This window comes from Enterococcus columbae DSM 7374 = ATCC 51263, from assembly GCF_000406925.1.
Lineage (GTDB): Bacteria > Bacillota > Bacilli > Lactobacillales > Enterococcaceae > Enterococcus_E > Enterococcus_E columbae.
In genome coordinates this window covers 561284-579851 of record NZ_KE136348.1, presented here as the reverse complement: position 1 = coordinate 579851, position 18568 = coordinate 561284, and the positions used below count along the sequence as shown (strand labels likewise).

Genomic DNA, 18568 nt, shown 5'->3' with positions numbered 1-18568 from the left:
TGCTACCAGCTTTTTTATTTTTATGCAATAATTTCTACCAATAATTCGCCAAATTCTTGAGTAGAGAGTAAAGTTGCTTCTGTCATCGCTTGTGCAAAATCAGCCGTCACCTGTTTAGTTGCGATGGCTTTTTCGATGGCTTGCATGATAAGTTGGCTCGCTTCTTGCCAACCAAGATAATCCAGTAACATCGCTGCTGATAATAATAACGAGCATGGATTGGCTTTGCCTTGTCCAGCAATATCAGGAGCTGTGCCGTGAGTAGCTTCAAAAATGGCATAACCAGTATGATAGTTAATATTTGCTCCGGGTGCAATGCCGATACCACCGACTTGAGCAGCTAAAGCATCTGAGATATAATCGCCATTTAAATTACAAGTGGCAATCACATCGTATTTTTCTGGATAAAGCAAGATTTGTTGTAAGAAGTTATCGGCAATGACATCTTTGATAATGAGCTTGCCGGCTTTTTGGGCTTGCTCTAGGGCAGCTTGGGCTTGTGCTTTGCCTTGTTCTTTAGCAATTTTTTCAAAGGTTTGCATAGTAAAGCAAACATCGGCATACTGTGTTTCGGCTAATTCATAGCCCCATTTTTTAAAATGTCCCTCGGTAAACTTCATAATGTTGCCTTTGTGTACTAGGGTGACTGATTGACGCTGATTCGCTAGTGCGTAATCAATCGCGGATCCAATTAAGCGTTGGCTCCCTTCTTTAGAAACTGGCTTAATTCCAATAGAAGAGGTTTGCGGAAAGCGAATTTTTTGCACTTGAAATTGTTCCTTTAAGATAGCGATTAAGTCTTGGGTTTGCTTTTCGCCAGCTAAAAATTCAATCCCCGCATAAACATCCTCGGTATTTTCACGAAAGATGACCATATCTGTTTTTTCAGGGTGCTTTAATGGGCTAGGTACCCCAGTAAAATAGCGAACGGGTCGTACACAAGCAAATAAATCTAGTGTTTGGCGCAAGGTAACGTTTAAAGAACGGAACCCTTCACCAATCGGAGTGGTTAAAGGTCCTTTTAAGGCGACTTTCGCTTGCTTGATAGCTGTTAAAGTGGCTTCTGGTAGATAAGTTCCAGTTTGTTTAAAGGCTTCTTCACCAGCTAAGATTTTTTGCCAGAGAATTTGCCGTTTATTTTGATAGGCTTTGGCTACGGCCGCATCAATCACAGCTTGGGAAGCTTGCCAGATTTCGCGACCAACGCCGTCTCCTGGGATGACTGGAATGGTCACTTGATCAGGAACGTTTAGCCCTTGATTTTCTACAGTTAGATAACTCATGCCTTTGCCGCCTTTCTTTGGGTAATTTTTTTACGAATCATCATCGGTAAGATTCCATCATGTTGCCAGTAACGAATATCAGCTGGTGAGTCAAAGCGTAATTTGGCTTGGAATTGAATCGGCGCTTGATTTTCCTTTTGGGCAGTGACGGTTAATAATTGATTGATTTGTGGATTTTCAGGGAAATCAATCGTAAAGCTTTCTTCACCAGTTAGCCCTAGTGAGGTGGCGGTTTGATTGTCCACATATTCTAATGGAATCACGCCCATCATGACCAAATTACTGCGATGGATTCGCTCAAAGCTTTCGGCTAAAACAACTTTTACCCCTAATAATTGGGTCCCTTTAGCTGCCCAGTCACGTGAAGAGCCCATCCCGTAATCTTTACCAGCTAACACGATACAATTTTGACCAGCTTGCTGATATTTCATCGCTGCTTCATAAATTGTCATGACCTCTTGGGTTGGTTGGTATTTAGTATAGCCGCCATTGATTTCAGGAACGAGTTGGTTTTGTAAGCGAATATTGCCAAAGGTTCCGCGCATCATCACTTCATGGTGACCACGTCTAGCACCAAATGAGTTAAAGTCACGATAAGCTACATTTCGACTCGCTAAATACTTGCCAGCTGCTGAATCTAAGCCGATGCTACCAGCTGGTGAGATATGGTCAGTTGTAACAGAATCAGCTAATTTGGCTAATACCTTTAAATCTTTGAGCTGACCATGTGTTGGTAAGCTTTCTTGTAAGGTTTCAAAATAAGGCGGATTAGCAATATAAGTAGAGCTTTCATCCCACTCATAACAATCACTACTAGTTGTTTCAATCGCATTCCAACGTTCATTGGCATCAAATAAATGACGATAGGCTTCCTGAAAGGCTTGTCTTGAAACGTAAGTCTGAACGTATTCGCTGACCTCTTCATTGCTTGGCCAAATATCTTTTAAATAGACTGCGTGACCGTTATTATCTACACCTAAGGCTTCCTTGGTTAAGTCTTTGCGGACACTACCGGCTAAGGCATAAGCAATCACTAATGGAGGTGAAGCAAGATAGTTTGCTTTAATTAATGGATGAATTCGGCCTTCAAAGTTACGATTCCCTGAAAGAACCGAAGCAGCTAATAATTGACTATCTTGTACGGCTTTAGTCACATCAGGATCAAGTGGACCAGAATTACCGATACAAGTGGTACAACCATAGCCCACTAGATAAAAGCCTAACTGTTCTAAATAAGTTAATAAGCCGCTTGATTGTAAATAAGAGGTAACGACCTTAGAGCCTGGTGCTAGTGAAGTTTTGACATAATCAGGCACCTTCAAGCCTTTTTCTACCGCTTTTTTAGCCAATAGTCCAGCTGTCATCAAAACAAATGGATTGCTAGTATTGGTACAGCTAGTAATGGCAGCTAATAATAAATCGCCTGTTTGAATGGTGGTCTGCTTGCCACTTTGCCAATGAATGGTGGCTGTTTTGTTTAGCTCATCGGCAGGTAACCCAAAGCCTTTTGGTCCGACAGGTGCACTGATAGATTGCTCAAAGTCTTGGGCTACTTGGGATAGTGCAATACGATCTTGTGGACGTTTGGGTCCAGCTAAGGATGGTTCGATTTGGCTTAAATCAAGTAAAATTTCTTTGGTATAGTTGATGGTTTCTTGATCGTTATAAAATAAATGATTGGCTTTGGCATAAGCAGCCACCCGATCAATCACTTCTTGGCTGCGGCCAGTCGTTTCTAGGTATTTAAGGGTTTCTTCATCAATCGGACAATAGCCACAGGTTGCGCCGTATTCCGGTGCCATATTTGCTAAAGTGGCGCGATCGGCCAGGCTTAATTGATGGTAGCTTGGACCGAAGAATTCGACAAATTTACCAACGACTTTTTCCTTGCGAAGTAGTTCAGTCACTGCTAAAGCAAGGTCAGTAGCGGTGGTGCCGGCTGGTAATTGGCCCACAAATTTTACCCCAATCACTTCAGGTGTAGGGAAATAAGAAGCTTCTCCTAAAATAGCGGCTTCGGCTTCGATACCACCCACGCCCCAACCAAGTACACCTAGCCCGTTTATCATGGTTGTATGTGAATCGGTTCCTTGAACGGTATCAGGGAATAGATAGGTTTTCTCAGCGATTGTTTTTTCTAAGATGACAGGTGAAAGGGATTCGATATTTACCTGATGGATAATCCCAGTTTCAGGAGGAACCACATCGAAATTATCAAAGGATTGTTGCGCCCATTTTAAAAACTGATAACGCTCGGCATTGCGCTCAAATTCACGTTCGGTATTAAACTGCATGGCAGTGGGATTACCAAAAGCATCGACTTGAACAGAATGATCGACCACTAGTGTTACCGGAATTTCAGGGTTAATATCTGTTGCTTGCCCCCCTAATTTAACCACAGCATCACGCATCGCGGCTAAATCAACCACTGCAGGTACACCGGTAAAGTCTTGTAAAATGACACGTTCGGTTTTAAAAGGCACTACCCCCTGAGGATTGGCTGCTTGCCATAAAATAAGTGGTTTGACATTTTCTAAAGTAATCTCTTCATCCTGATGACGAACAACACTTTCTAATAAAATCCGAATAGAATAAGGTAATTGACTAATGGATGTTTGATAATGATCAGCGACTGCTTGTAGATCAGTAAAAAAGTAGGTTTTATCATGTAATGATAGTTGGTTTTCCCACTTCATTTGGACACCTCCTAGAGAAATAAGTAGTGAATACTTAAGAATAATTATACGGTCTTGTAAAAAGATTGTAAACTTATTTATTAAAAATATTTAATTTTTGTTTTAACGTGTTATAATTATAATCACATGATGATTTATTGATATATTTAGAAAAAGGAGGAGTTATTGGATGGTTAACGCAAAAGATTCGGCAGATTATGTGAAGAATCTCGCATCGTTATGTCAGGAAAATGATAAAATAGAAATGCAACTTTATTCAAAATATTCGGTGAAAAGAGGCTTGAGAGACGAAAATGGGAAAGGCGTTTTAGCTGGCTTAACGACCATTTCAACAATCTATCCAGAAAAGATAGTCGATGGAAAAGTGATTCCAGGCGGTGGGGAATTGCGCTATCGCGGAATAGATATTAATGAATTAGTTAAGGGCTTTGTTTCGCAAAATCGGTATGGTTTTGAAGAAATTGCATATTTATTACTTTTTGGTAACCTACCAAACGAACAGGAGTTAGCGAGATTCACACATGAGTTGACTCAGCGCAGAACGTTACCGACAAACTTTGTTAGAGACGTTATTATGAAAGCTCCTTCTGCCAATATTATGAATTCGATTGCGCGGAGTATTCTAACACTGGCAAGTTATGATGAAAAAGCCGATGACATTTCCTTAGCGAATGTGTTAGATCAATCGTTGATGTTAATTAGCGTGTTTCCGATGATTGCGATTTATGCTTATCATGCCTACAATCACTATGATCAAGGTGGCAGCATGTATATTCATAATCCTCAAGGGAACTTAAGTACAGCTGAAGTCATTCTAACCATGCTGCGTCCAGATCAGCAATATACCAAACAAGAGGCCCAAACGTTAGATATGGCCTTGGTGCTACACATGGAGCATGGGGGTGGGAATAATTCAACCTTTACCACACGAGTAGTGACTTCTAGCGGTACCGATACTTACTCTACGATTGCAGCGGCTCTTGGTTCGTTAAAAGGGCCAAAGCATGGTGGGGCCAATATTAAAGTGACACAAATGATGGAAGATTTAAAGGCGCACTTGCCAAGTGAATACACTGAAGATGATGTGAGAAAATATTTGACGGCCGTTTTAGATAAGCAAGCATTTGATCATAAAGGCTTAATTTATGGAATGGGACATGCGATTTATTCCGATAATGATCCTAGAGCGGCTATCTTTAAACGTTATGTATCTAAGCTGGCACAGGAAAAAGGAGAACAAGCCGCCAAAGAGTTTGAATTGTATGCTTTAGTTGAAAAAATTGCGCCTGAAATTATTGCGAGTAAACGCAAAATGTATAAAGGAGTCAGTGCGAATATCGATTTCTTTAGTGGCTTTGTTTATGAAATGCTCGGCTTACCAAAGGAATTATATACCCCAATTTTTGCAATTGCTCGGATTGTTGGTTGGTCAGCGCATCGCATGGAAGAGCTGGTGAATGCGCAAAAAATCATTCGCCCTGCCTACATGGAAGTAACGGAAGATATCGCCTATCAAGATTTGCAAGATCGTATTTAAAACAAGGGTTCTCTGCAAGTAAGGTTTTTCAATAAAAGGCTGAACAAGATTATACGAATATTCAAGACTAGGGGAAAAGGTACTCTCTAGCTTGGATATTCGTTTTCTATTTTAAAAGGCTGATTGCGTGTAAATAGGATTTCTTATTTTGGGATTATCAGTAACATACTAAAAAATATTGAATTTATTTTTTTATTTTTGTAAAATCTAGATAGAAATAGACTGTTAGTTAAAAGAAAGGTGTTTTTTAGCGAAGAATAGGTGGTCTAACCAATGCGAAAAATAACTTATTACCGTTTTTTGAAAGCCTTTTATCTAAATAATTGGCGTATGCAAAATCGTTTGGAAAATATTTTGCAGCTATTTAATCAATTAAGCGAAATTGTTATCATGCCAACTATTCTTTTAACGTTAGTAGCTAGTGCTCAATTTGGCTCTCTGCTAGTATATGTTCATCTCATTTTATTTCCGATTTATTTTTATTTTGGTGGGCAATATACTGCTAAGAAAAATTTAGTCCGTCTGCCTATTTGTCGAACCCTATATTTGCTGGGCTTTAATCACGTGCAGGTGTTCAAACTGGTTGATTTGGCAACGAATTTGGTGTTTTATTTTTCAAGAGCAGTAATTTTGTTAGTGCTATGTGGTTATGCAATCACGACTTTAAAGCTATCTATTGTTTTTCCTATCTGCATTTTGTTAGGCTGTGGATTAGGGATATTTTTGAGAAGATATGAAGCAAGGATCTCGACTGTATTTTTGTTGGTAGGCAATACGGTTTTTGATTATCAGACAGTAACCATTGCTTTATATTTGTTTCAATTTTTAGACTATCAAAAAGGAAGTCTGTTTATTAGCTTTGTACTGTTGCTTTGCTTGGTGTTTTATCTAGCGTTTAAAGGACTACAGCTTTCTCGTCAAGGTAGACAATTGATTCGTGAGCTTAAGATTGCCCTTAACGAAGGGGGAGCCCCTTTGTCTAGCTTTTTATTCATTCATGCGTTATTTCCAGGTGGGAGTTTAGTCTTTTTATATATTATTGCCTCTAATCCGCATTTGGCTGTTTATTCAGCTATACGGTTATTCCCCATAAAAGCACTGTTAGTTTTTCTCGGAGTTAGTTCCACATATGCTATTTATCTCTATGCTTTTGACTTGGAAAAAATGCGCATGTCTCAACTAAGGAATATGGGGAACTTTATTCGTTATAAAATAAAATATAAGTTACTACTAGCTTATGGATTTCATACGTTGATTTATTTTACCTATGCATTGGTATACTTGCTATTGATTCCGGACCGCTTGGTAGACAAATTATTTATCTTATTGCTCGTTTTTGTGCCAGCTTGTTTGTTGCTACCACTTGTGTACTTCGTGTTAACAATGCTGTTTCCTATTTTAAAACGCCCCTATATTATCGGCTATAATCAACCCTCTCGTTTCGTACTAATCATTAGCTATATCATTAATACTTTATGCTGGTTTTTAGTTATCGTGTGGGGAATTTGTCTGGCTCGTCAGATACAGGTGTTTTTTATTAGTTTTTTAGTTATTGGCATTTTTGCTAGTTTATTTGGGGTTTTTGTACTGATTTTAATTAAAATTTTTCAGCAATATGATTCATTCATTGATAAGGGAAAGGAACAAATTGAAGATGACCACTCCTATATTTGAAGTGCAAGGATTAAATCAAAGTTATGCCAACAGTCGCTTTGGGTTGAAGGATATTTCACTAAAAATTGATTCAGGGGAAATTGTAGGTTTAATTGGTAAAAATGGTGCGGGCAAGACTACCTTGTTAGAGACCTTAGCGAATTTGGAAAAGAAGGCTTCAGGCGCTTGCTATTATAAAGGGCGCTTGGTTAACCGTTCCTTTTATCAAAACAGCTTAGGATATTTACCTACTGAGTTAAACTTGTATGAGTATCTAACTTTAAAGGAGAATCTATCCTTTATTTTTGATGTTCGCGGTCAAAGCTATAATGAAAACTGGGTGAATGAGATGCTGGCTGCTTTTGAACTAGATGCATCATTAGAGGTGCCTTTAGTTGAATTGTCAAAGGGAATGCGATTGAAGTTTAATTTGATTGTAACTTTAATTCATCAGCCAGATATTTTACTATTAGATGAGCCATTTGAAGGGATTGATCCCGCACAAGCAATTGTATTGAAGCAAATATTAAAAAATCAGGCACAGCTTGGTAAAGGAATCTTACTTTCTTCGCATATTTTATCGTACATAGTAGATATTTGTGATCGGATTTACTTTATTAAAGAAGGGGAGCTTTTAACGGAATTGACCGCACCTTCGACAATGACTATCACAGATATCGAAAAATTATTTTATTAATGTTGACAGATCGTTTCAAAAGAGCGTTTCTTACTAGCTTTGGCAATCATGCGTATAGCCGATTTCATTTTAAAAGCATAAATAGTATTAACAAAAAAGCCATCCAGCAATTTGCTGAATGGCTTTTTGAATGATTGATAGAAAAATCTTAAAGTTTTTTGTTGTAGAATTCGACAACTAGTGCTTCGTCGATTTCTGGGTGTAATTCATCACGTTCTGGTAAACGAGTTAATGAACCAGCTAATTTTTCTTCATCAAAGCTTACGAATGCAGGACGACCAACAGTTGCTTCAACAGCATCTTTAATCACTGCAACGTTTTGAGATTTTTCACGAACGCTGATCACTTGACCAACTTCTACGTGGTATGAAGGGATGTCAACACGTTTGCCATCTACTAAGATGTGGCCATGGTTAACTAATTGACGTGCTTGACGACGAGTAGTTGCAAGACCTAAACGGTAAACAACGTTATCTAAGCGTTGTTCTAGTAAGATCATGAAGTTAACCCCGTGTTTACCTTCTTTAATTTTGCTTGCTTTTACGAATAAGTTACGGAATTGACGTTCATTCATTCCATACATATGACGTAATTTTTGTTTTTCAGCCATTTGTTGACCGTATTCAGAACGAGCGCCACGGCTTGAAGGTCCATGTTGACCTGGTGCGTAAGGGCGACGTGCTAATTCTTTACCAGTTCCTGATAATGAGATACCTAAACGGCGTGAAATTTTCCATGATGGTCCAGTATAACGAGACATTGATAAATTCCTCCAATTAAAAAATAGATAGTTGGAGTAAAATAATCCGTTTGAAAAATTCATATGCGTATAGTTTATTCTTCAATCTTCACCTTTGCAGCCGCGGTTACTCAATTGAACTTAATACTAAGCGATAAACTAGGGACGTGATACTATTTTTCTGCTGCATTATTTTACACAAAGTTCATTATAATATGTAAACACCTAGTCTGTCAAACACTTCTTTTGAGACTAGGTGGTTTTTCTTCTTTTAGCTAGAAATGAGATTTTCAAATCTTTTTTTCTATTTTATAGAGTAAATGCTACCTGTTGTTTGATAAAATACAAAAGAAAGACGATGATTTTCAGAAAAAACGTGAACTTTTTCATTAAATCATCTTTACAAATCTAGTTCACATTATTAGAATGAATATGATGTTTTGATAGAAGGCGTCAAACTGAAAAATTAAGGAGAAGAAATATGAATCCAGTATCCCCATTATTTGAGAAGATTGATTCATCAATTGAAAAGAAACTAAATCTCATTGAAAGTAGCTATATTCGTTACGCGGTTCGTGCGATGTTGGCTTGTCTGTTTTTAACGCTTGGAACAGCCATTGCCTTTGCAGTAGCCATGAAAGGTGACGAAATGGTTCATGGTCTAGGTAAGTTCTTATTCGCTTTTATGTTTAGTTGGTCATTGGTTATGATTCTTTATATGAATGCTGAGTTAGGTACATCTAATATGCTTTATGCAACAGTCGGTGTTTATCGTAAGCGCATGAGTGTGGCTAAAGCTTTAAAATTATTATTTACTTGTGTCTTTTTTAACTTAATCGGTGGAATTATTTTTGCGTTTTTTGTATCACTAACTGGCCCATTCCAAAATCTACCTGCTGATAACTATATGTATGTAGGGATTGCAGCAAAATTAGCTAAACCAACCATTCAAATTTTAGCTGAAGCGATGTTTGCCAATATTGTAGTAAATACTTCAGTGTTAGTCAGCCTACGTATGAAAGATGATGCCGGTAAAGTACCAGCGATTATCTTTATCATCTTCATCTTTGCTTTCTTAGGCTATGAACACGTGATTGCTAACTTCCCAGCTTTCTCATTAGCGTTCTTTGCTTCACATGGACATATCCCAGGTATGGATGTGGCACATGTTGTTCACAACTTAGTATTTGCATTTATCGGTAACTATATCGGTGGTGGCTTAGTCATTGGTTTAGTTTACGCGTGGTTAAATGGATCAAAATCAAAATATGTCGATTAATCTTTACTCCCGTTACTTTGATTAGTAACGGGATTTTTTTAATAAAGGATGTGAAGTAGCTTGCCCAGACATGAGAAAATTCGGGCATTACTCTCCATTGAGAAAATCAGAAAGAGGGAAATTTTTTCTCAATGGAGAGGCGAATTTTTGGCATGTCTAGCTACTGAACACAGATTGCATAAAGGATGTTTTGTAAGTCGCAAGCTACGAGCAAATAAGTTCCGTTCTGGCAGAAAAATCCATTACTTTAAAGATTTTATTAGTTAGACTATCTTATTTGGCAAAGAAGATGCCGGTTTTTCCTCGCAATTATTTACTTAAAATGGAGCAATTTGGTTAGAGGATAAGCGCTGTCTGAAGGTTTTATTTGAAACATAATGTGTTTTCGTACAAAAAATTTGCTTGTTGCTGTAAACTTTAGTAAAGTAAAGGACAGAAAAGTTTGGGAGGAACTCGAGTAGATGGATAAGAAGTTATTTGCGTTTGATATTGATGGGACTTTGTTAAACAGTCAATTGAAACCGCTTGAAAGCACACGCCTAGCGATTGAAAAATTGAGAGAACAAGGGCATTATGTGACGATTGCGACAGGTCGTTCGCGTGTGTTAGCTAAACCAATTATCGAAAATTTAGGCTTTGAAAATTATATTTTATGCAATGGTGCGGCAGCTTTTAAAGCGCACCAGCAAATCTATAAGCAATTATTGCCAATGGATGCCTTGCATCAATTAAAAACGGAAGCAATAGACATGGGAATTGATGTTGCTTTGGTTGGTTTAGATGAAACGAAACGCGTTTCTTCATTAGATTTACCGAAAATGGCTGATGCGATGGAATCATTTGGGTCTAAGTTGCCTGAATTAGATTTGAATTTTGCTAAGCAAGAGATTTATTCGGCCTTGGCTTATTATAATCATCAGCATGAAGGGCAATTTGATGAAAAATACCCTGAGCTGCGATTTGTGCGTTGGCATCCGAATTGTGTCGATGTTTTAACTCAAGGTAGCTCTAAGGCGGCAACTATTTTAGAAGTAGCGAAGCAATTAGATATTGATCGTGAAAATATTATTTGCTTTGGCGATGGAATGAATGATAGAGAGATGCTTTCGATGGCCGGTGTTGGAGTGGCGATGGGCAATGCGAATGCTGAAGTGAAAAAACATGCTGATCTAATCACCGATGATAATAATTCAGATGGGATTATGAAAGCATTGCAAAAACTAGGTTTAATTGCTAGTTAAATGGTGGCGGCTAGTCCGCTACTTTTTTTTTCGCTTAAAAATCGCTATAATAAAACTAATATGAATTAGAGAAGAGGAAATTAGTTGAAGCTATTATTTATCGGTGATGTAGTCGGCTCGCTTGGTCGTCAAGCAGTTTGCGAATATTTGCCAAAATTAAAGAAAAAATATCGTCCGCAGGTAACAATTATTAACGGCGAAAATGCGGCTAGTGGGCGAGGAATTACCGAAAAAATCTATAAAAAATTCTTACAAGATGGGGCAGATGTCGTCACTTTAGGAAACCATGCTTGGGATAATCGGGATATTTTTCAATTTATTGATGAGGCGAAGCGTTTAGTTCGTCCGGCTAATTTCCCAGATGGTGTACCAGGGGAGGGCATGGTCTTTGTGAAGGTGAATCAATTAGAATTGGCGGTCATTAATTTGCAGGCGCGTTCTTTTATGGTTGATTTAGACGACCCATTTAAAAAGGTTGACCAATTAATTGCCCAAGCGAAAAAACGAACGCCGTTAATTTTTATCGATTTTCATGGAGAGACTACTAGTGAGAAACAAGCGATGGGCTGGTATGTGGATGGTAGAGTCTCAGCTGTAGTTGGTACGCATACGCATGTGCAGACCAATGATGCTAGAATTCTGCCAAAAGGAACGGCTTATTTGACCGATGTAGGTATGACTGGCCCTTATGACGGTATTTTAGGGATGAAAAAAGAAGCGATTATTGAGAAGTTTTTAACTAGCTTACCGCAACGTTTTGAAGTCGTAGAAAAAGGTCGTCAGCTACTTTCGGCGTGTGTAATTGATATTGATGATAAAACTGGGCTAGCTACTAGCATTCAACCTATTCAAATTAGCGAAGATAGACCCTTTAATGCAGATTAAGTTAGATAGGATGATGAAATGACATATTTGGAAAAAGAAGCACAAATACAAGAGCAATTTGCCAAGCTAAATCAGCTACTCCAAGAAAATGAAGTGATTATTGCTTATAAAAAGATTGCTGAGAAGGTTTTTGCTCATGAAGGCTTACAAGCTTTAGAAGAACAAATCAAAACTTGTCAAAAACAATTAGTACAGTATGAGCATTATGGCAAATATCAGGCGAAGGAACAACTGCTTGTTGAAATTGCCCAATTACAAGAGCAATATGATCATCATCCTTTGGTTACAGCTTATCGTGAGAAATTGATTGAAGCCAATGACCTCTTACAATATGTAACCAATCGGATTCAACGAGAAGTAAATGAACAAATTGAACAGGAAGGAAAAAAAGATGCCGCAAAAGACTAAAAATACACCGATGATGGAGCAATATCTGCAAATAAAGGCGCAATATCCGGATGCTTTTTTGTTTTATCGTTTAGGTGATTTTTATGAAATGTTTTATGAAGATGCAACGAAAGCTGCGCAAATTTTAGAATTGACCTTAACTAGTCGAAATAAAAATGCTACAGATCCTATTCCAATGTGTGGCGTGCCGTTTCATTCAGCAAGTGGCTATATTGATCGGTTAGTCGAGCAAGGCTATAAAGTAGCGATTTGTGAGCAGGTGGAAGATCCTAAACTGACTAAAGGGATGGTTAAGCGTGAGGTCGTACAATTAGTCACACCAGGGACCGTTATGGAAGGGAAAGGCTTGCAGGCCAAGGAAAACAACTTTTTGACGGCTTTAGCCTTTGATAATCAGCGCTATGGTTTTGCTTATGTGGATTTATCAACTGGTGAGTTAAAAGCCACGGTTCTAAATGATGAGGAAGCCGTGTTAAATGAAGCGTCGATTTTACAAACGAAGGAAATCGTCTATGCCACTGAAATTCCAGAAAAGCTAACCCAGCATTTAAAACAGCGCCTAGCCTTGGTGATTTCTGAGCAGCTATCGACAGAGGAAAACGCTGAATTGAGCTATTTGAGCAATCAATTACCTGATGCGTTGGCTAAAAAGGCTACGCTACATTTGCTGGCTTATTTATCCTTGACCCAAAAACGTAGCCTCGATCATATTCAGCAAGCGCAAAGTTATGAAGTCGACCACTATCTAAAGCTAGACTATTTTTCTAAATATAATTTAGAATTGCAACAATCTATTCGGACAGGGAAAAAGCAAGGAACGCTGTTGTGGTTGTTGGATGAAACGAAAACAGCGATGGGTGGCCGTTTGTTAAAACAATGGTTGGACCGACCGTTAATTCAAGAATCAGCTATTTTGAGTCGCCAAGCGATGGTTGCCTCTTTGTTACAATCGTTTTTTGAACGTGCAGACATCCAAGCTGGCTTAGCTAAGGTTTATGATTTAGAACGTTTAGCCGGTAAGGTCTCTTTTGGCAATGTCAATGCTAGGGATTTATTGCAATTAAAGCAATCACTAGAGCAAATTCCTTATTTACATCATGTGTTGACGGGGCTAGATGAAGGGCAATGGCAAGGTTTGCTGGCTGATTTGCATCCTTTAGATAACTTAGTTACGCTAATTGATCAGGCAATTAACGAAGAGGCTCCTTTACAGATAACAGAGGGCAATATCATCAAAACTGGCTATAATGAGCAGCTAGATCAATACCGTTTGGCGATGAAAAATGGGAAACAATGGTTAGCCGAATTAGAAGCCAAAGAGCGTGAACAAACCGGAGTCAAAACCTTAAAGGTCGGCTATAACCGTGTTTTTGGCTACTACATTGAAATTACCAAGGCCAACCTAGTGAATCTAGATACTTCGCGCTATGATCGCAAACAAACCTTAGCCAATGCGGAACGTTTTATCACGCCTGAATTGAAAAAATTAGAAGAATTAATTTTAGGTGCGCAAGATAAGTCCATTGATTTAGAATATCAGCTCTTCATTGAAATTAGAGAGCAAGTCAAAACCCAGATTCAAACCCTCCAAAAATTAGCTAAGGCGGTGGCGACTCTCGATGTTTTACAAGCTTTTGCGACAGTAAGTGAACGTTATCAATATGTGCAACCACAGTTTAATACAAGTGCAAAATTAAAAATTGTCGATGGTCGTCATCCAGTGGTCGAAAAAGTCTTGGGCGCGCAAACCTATATTCCTAATACGGTAGAAATGCCTGAAGAGGTTTCGATGCTATTAATTACCGGACCAAACATGTCAGGAAAGAGCACCTATATGCGCCAATTAGCGTTAACGATTATTTTGGCACAGATGGGCTGTTTTGTACCGGCAGCTTCAGCGGAATTACCGATTTTTGATCGTATTTTTACTAGAATTGGCGCGAGTGATGATTTGATTTCTGGTCAAAGTACCTTCATGGTAGAAATGATGGAGGCCAATCAAGCTTTACGTCAGGCAACTAAGCATAGCTTGATTTTATTTGATGAGTTAGGCAGAGGAACGGCGACTTTTGATGGGATGGCTTTGGCGCAAGCAATTATTGAATATGTGCAAGCGCATGTGCAAGCCAAAACGCTATTTTCAACGCACTATCATGAATTGACTGCTTTAGAAGAACAGCTTGTTGGGGTGAAAAATATCCATGTAGGTGCAACGGAGCAAGATGGCGAGGTCATCTTTTTACACAAGATGATGGATGGACCCGCCGATAAGAGTTATGGAATTCATGTTGGTAAAATTGCAGGGCTACCTGAGTCATTAATTGAACGAGCTAGCACGATTTTAGCCAAGCTAGAAGCGAGCGAACCGCAAGCCAACCTTACTTTAGCACAATCAGCTAACCAAAAAGCAGCAAGTCCACAAATGGAAGCGTCAAATGACAAAGAGATAGCTGAGGAAAGGCTAACGGTTAAAGAAGCAACCACATCGACTGTCAGCCAAACTGAGTCTAAGGCTAATCAGGATTCTAACTTAGTGCGTACTAAGGAAGCTGATGGAATGGAGCAGCTGTCTTTATTTGCCCAATATTCACCAGCCGAAGAAAAGGTCTTGCAAACGATTCGATCAATGGATTTGGCTAATTTAAAACCAATGGATGTATTTTTTACAATTAATGAACTAAAACGCCAGTTAGAAGAAACGAGGGGATAGTCAGTGGGAAAAATACAAGAACTATCTGAACAGCTAGCTAACCAAATTGCTGCCGGTGAAGTGGTTGAACGCCCTGCCTCGGTAGTAAAGGAACTATTAGAAAATGCTATAGATGCGAAAAGTACCAAAATTGAGATTTTTATTGAAGAAGCGGGGCTTAAATCAATTCAAATTATTGATAACGGTGAAGGGATTGCTGAAGAGGATGTTGAAAATGCCTTTAAACGTCACGCTACAAGTAAAATTCATCGCCGGGACGATTTATTTAGAATTCGTACACTAGGTTTTCGCGGCGAGGCATTGCCAAGTATTGCCTCAGTTTCCAAGGTTATGATTGAAACGGCAGTAGCTGGTGCCAAACAAGGCAGCGCACTGATTTTGGATGGTGGCAAGATTATTAGTCACAAGCCAGCTGCTTTAAGACAGGGCACCAAAATTACGGTTGAACAGCTTTTTTACAATACCCCTGCTCGTTTGAAATATGTAAAAACCTTGCAGACTGAATTGGCCAATATTGGCGATGTGGTCAACCGTTTAGCCTTAAGTCATCCAGAAATTGCCTTTCGTTTAGTGCATGATGGTCATGTCATGTTACAGACAACTGGCAGTGGGGATTTAAAACAAACCATTGCTGGTATTTATGGCTTGCCGATTGCCAAAAAGATGTTGCCAATTGCTGCTGAGAATCTTGATTTTAAGCTTTCAGGTTTTATTTCCTTACCTGAGTTAACGCGAGCAGGCCGGCAATATTTATCGATTATGATTAATGGCCGTTATATTAAAAATCATCAACTCAATCGAGCCATCATCAATGGCTATGGTTCAAAATTAATGGTGGGCCGTTTTCCAATTGTCGTTCTTGAAATTCAAACCGATCCATTATTAGTCGATGTCAATGTTCATCCGACCAAGCAAGAGGTTCGTTTATCTAAAGAAACGGAATTGCAACAATTAATTAGTAAGGCAATTAATGATCAATTGCGTGAACAAGTCTTGATTCCTCAAGTCGGTGACCAGCTAAGCTTTAAGAAAAAAGTAGCGCCACCAGCTGAGAAACCGGAACAGTTGAAAATGGATTTAGCGCCCAATGCTTCTGGTAAGCTTCAATTTGATAGTGTACATGAGCGCTTTTATTTAAGTCCTTTATCGAAAGAATCAGCAAATTTTCAAAATGCACAAGCTGTGGAAAAGTCTGTGGACAACCATGTGGATGAATGTGGAAAAACAACAAATCATTTTGATAACTCTGACAGAAATGTTGATATAAAAGGAAAAGAACGTCAAGAAGAAACACTTGGCGAACAAATATTCGATGACGAAAATGTGGATAACTATTTAGTAGAAAACGAAGAATTTACTGTCAATGAGCCAAGCCGGTCTTCAACAGTCAGTCAAGGGGCAGCTACTGTCTTGTTTCCTCATGCTGTATCAGCATCTGAGCAAGCCATTAGTGATGAAGGAATCAGTCAAGAGACCCAAGCACAAATACCACCGAAACATTTGACCAATCAGCATCAGGCATTATCGAACAACGAACTGATGCATTTGGCGCAGCAATTATCTAACGAAGCACCAGCTAAAAAAAGCTTTCCTTACTTGGAATACTTTGGTCAGATGCATGGAACCTATTTATTTGCGCAATCAGATGAAGGGCTATACATCATTGATCAGCATGCCGCGCAAGAGAGAATCAAGTATGAGTACTATCGTGAGAAGATTGCTGATGTTGGCGATGATCTACAGGAGCTGCTCATCCCTATCGTTTTAGACTATCCAACAAGTGATTACCTAAAACTAAAAGAAAAAATAGCTGTGCTTAGTGAAGTGGGCATTCATTTAGAAGAGTTTGGTCAGCATAGTTTTATTATACGTGCGCATCCAACTTGGTATCCACAAGGACAAGAAGAAGCAATCATTCGAGAAATGATTGATATCGTCTTATTAAAAGGCAGTGTTAGTGTGAAGGAATTTCGTTTAGCGACAGCTATTATGATGAGCTGTAAACGTTCGATCAAAGCCAATCACCGACTAGATGATCGCCAAGCGCGAGTGTTGCTTGCTGATTTAGCCCAATGTAAGAATCCTTACAATTGTCCGCATGGGCGCCCAGTCTTAATTCATTTTAGCAATACTGAAATGGAACGTTTATTTAAACGTATCCAGGATCCACATTAATATGAATCAGTTCAGCGAGGTTTAGGAATGGAAATAATTTTAGCTTCACAATCACCACGTAGACAAGCATTATTAAAGCTCGTGCTCTCATCGTTTCGGGTTGAAGTAGCGGCAATTGATGAGACGGCTTTAAAAGATGAAGCGCCACTTGCTTATGTTAAGCGCATGGCTTACGAAAAAGCAGCCAAGATTGCTCAGCTACATCCACAAGCTTTAGTCATCGGTAGCGATACTAGTGTGGTTATTGGCCAACAAATACTAGGCAAACCGGACAATCGCCAAGCAGCTAAAGCAATGTTGCAGCAACTAAGTCAAGCTAGTCACAAAGTGCATACTGCTGTTTGCCTCATCCAATCAGGTGAAGCTAAGACCTTTGTAAGTAGTGCCACCGTGACTTTTTCAAAACTAACCGATCAAGAAATTGAAGATTATCTTGATTTAAATGAGTATCAGGATAAAGCAGGAGCCTATGGTATTCAAGGGGCTGCCGCTAAGTTTATCGAAAAAATCGATGGAGATTATTATGCGATTGTTGGCTTGCCAGTCAATAAACTGTATCAAGAATTAAAGTCAATCATTCATAGTTAGACTAACAGCTGGTAGGCTTGACTTACCAGCTGTTAAACGATGTATTTCAAAGAAAATGTTTTCATAACTTTTTATATAAAAAATCCTTGACGCCAAATAAAAAGCATGATAATCTATGAAAGTCGCTGATTTGATGAACTACTTACTTCGTTGAAAAAATATTTTTTGAAAAAAGTAGTTGACAATGATTGATGGCTTTGTTATTATATAAAAGTCGCTGTGAGCGATACAAACATTGCAAACAACAACTAAAAAATATTTTTAAAAAGTTCTTGACTTTTGAAAGTTCAAGGAGTAAGATATAAGAGTTGTTGAAACAAAACAAAGTAGACCTTTGAAAACTGAACGAAAAAAGCAAACCAATATGTGTAAGGCGCTTCTATTATATAGAAGCAAAAACAACATGCAAGCAATAGCTAGCAAATCAATTTTTTGAGCTTAACAATCAAGATGATTGTATCAACTTTTTTATGAGAGTTTGATCCTGGCTCAGGACGAACGCTGGCGGCGTGCCTAATACATGCAAGTCGAACGCACTTTCTTTCACCGTAGCTTGCTACACCGAAAGAAAGTGAGTGGCGAACGGGTGAGTAACACGTGGGTAACCTGCCCATCAGCGGGGGATAACACTTGGAAACAGGTGCTAATACCGCATAATATTACTTTTCGCATGAGAA

General features: G+C 38.8%; 13 protein-coding genes. 10 read left to right on the top strand and 3 right to left on the bottom strand.

The genetic code is table 11. The annotated features are described in order from the left end of the window. Positions 1-20: 20 nt before the first annotated feature. Together icd and acnA are read right to left on the bottom strand one after the other, a co-directional pair. Positions 21-1283 (bottom strand): NADP-dependent isocitrate dehydrogenase, encoded by a 1263-nt coding sequence (gene icd, locus RK02_RS07425; RefSeq protein ID WP_016183639.1) that lies wholly within the window; start codon positions 1281-1283, stop codon positions 21-23. Beyond that, positions 1280-3979 carry an aconitate hydratase AcnA gene (gene acnA, locus RK02_RS07420; protein ID WP_016183638.1) on the bottom strand — a complete coding sequence of 900 codons (2700 nt, stop codon included), beginning with the start codon at positions 3977-3979 and terminating at the stop codon, positions 1280-1282. Before acnA ends, icd begins: the two co-directional genes overlap by 4 nt. Before the next feature lie 169 nt (positions 3980-4148). On the opposite strand from acnA, the gene RK02_RS07415 reads away from it, so the two are divergent. The 3 genes from RK02_RS07415 (at position 4149) to RK02_RS07405 (ending at position 7866) form a co-directional block, all read left to right on the top strand. Continuing rightward, entirely contained in the window at positions 4149-5516 is a 1368-nt protein-coding gene (locus tag RK02_RS07415; RefSeq protein ID WP_016183637.1) for a citrate/2-methylcitrate synthase, read from the top strand. 273 nt (positions 5517-5789) lie between these two features. After that, positions 5790-7190, top strand: a complete 1401-nt coding sequence (locus RK02_RS07410) for a hypothetical protein (RefSeq protein WP_016183636.1) — start codon at positions 5790-5792, stop codon at positions 7188-7190. Next, complete coding sequence (locus RK02_RS07405; protein WP_016183635.1) at positions 7171-7866, top strand: ABC transporter ATP-binding protein; 696 nt, start codon at positions 7171-7173, stop codon at positions 7864-7866. Before RK02_RS07410 ends, RK02_RS07405 begins: the two co-directional genes overlap by 20 nt. Before the next feature lie 148 nt (positions 7867-8014). On the opposite strand, the gene rpsD is transcribed toward RK02_RS07405, so the two are convergent. After that, positions 8015-8626, bottom strand: coding sequence for a 30S ribosomal protein S4 (gene rpsD / locus RK02_RS07400; RefSeq protein WP_016183634.1), 612 nt, complete (start codon positions 8624-8626; stop codon positions 8015-8017). A gap of 460 nt (positions 8627-9086) precedes the next feature. Between rpsD and RK02_RS07395 the strand changes: the two genes are divergently transcribed. The 7 genes from RK02_RS07395 (at position 9087) to RK02_RS07365 (ending at position 17891) form a co-directional block, all read left to right on the top strand. Further along, complete coding sequence (locus RK02_RS07395) at positions 9087-9884, top strand: formate/nitrite transporter family protein (RefSeq protein WP_016183633.1); 798 nt, start codon at positions 9087-9089, stop codon at positions 9882-9884. A gap of 461 nt (positions 9885-10345) precedes the next feature. Then, positions 10346-11125, top strand: coding sequence for an HAD family hydrolase (locus RK02_RS07390; RefSeq protein WP_016183632.1), 780 nt, complete (start codon positions 10346-10348; stop codon positions 11123-11125). A gap of 84 nt (positions 11126-11209) precedes the next feature. Then, on the top strand, positions 11210-12010 hold the full coding sequence (locus tag RK02_RS07385) for a TIGR00282 family metallophosphoesterase (protein WP_016183631.1): 801 nt from the start codon (positions 11210-11212) through the stop codon (positions 12008-12010). A gap of 18 nt (positions 12011-12028) precedes the next feature. Next, positions 12029-12418: a YlbF family regulator gene (locus tag RK02_RS07380; RefSeq protein WP_016183630.1), complete on the top strand. Its 390-nt coding sequence runs from the start codon at positions 12029-12031 to the stop codon at positions 12416-12418. Continuing rightward, entirely contained in the window at positions 12402-15128 is a 2727-nt protein-coding gene (mutS, locus tag RK02_RS07375; RefSeq protein WP_016183629.1) for a DNA mismatch repair protein MutS, read from the top strand. The genes RK02_RS07380 and mutS overlap by 17 nt, the downstream gene beginning before the upstream one ends. A 3-nt stretch (positions 15129-15131) precedes the next feature. Further along, positions 15132-17303: a DNA mismatch repair endonuclease MutL gene (gene mutL / locus RK02_RS07370; protein WP_016183628.1), complete on the top strand. Its 2172-nt coding sequence runs from the start codon at positions 15132-15134 to the stop codon at positions 17301-17303. A gap of 27 nt (positions 17304-17330) precedes the next feature. Beyond that, positions 17331-17891: a Maf family protein gene (locus RK02_RS07365; protein WP_016183627.1), complete on the top strand. Its 561-nt coding sequence runs from the start codon at positions 17331-17333 to the stop codon at positions 17889-17891. The last annotated feature ends 677 nt before the right edge of the window (positions 17892-18568 follow it).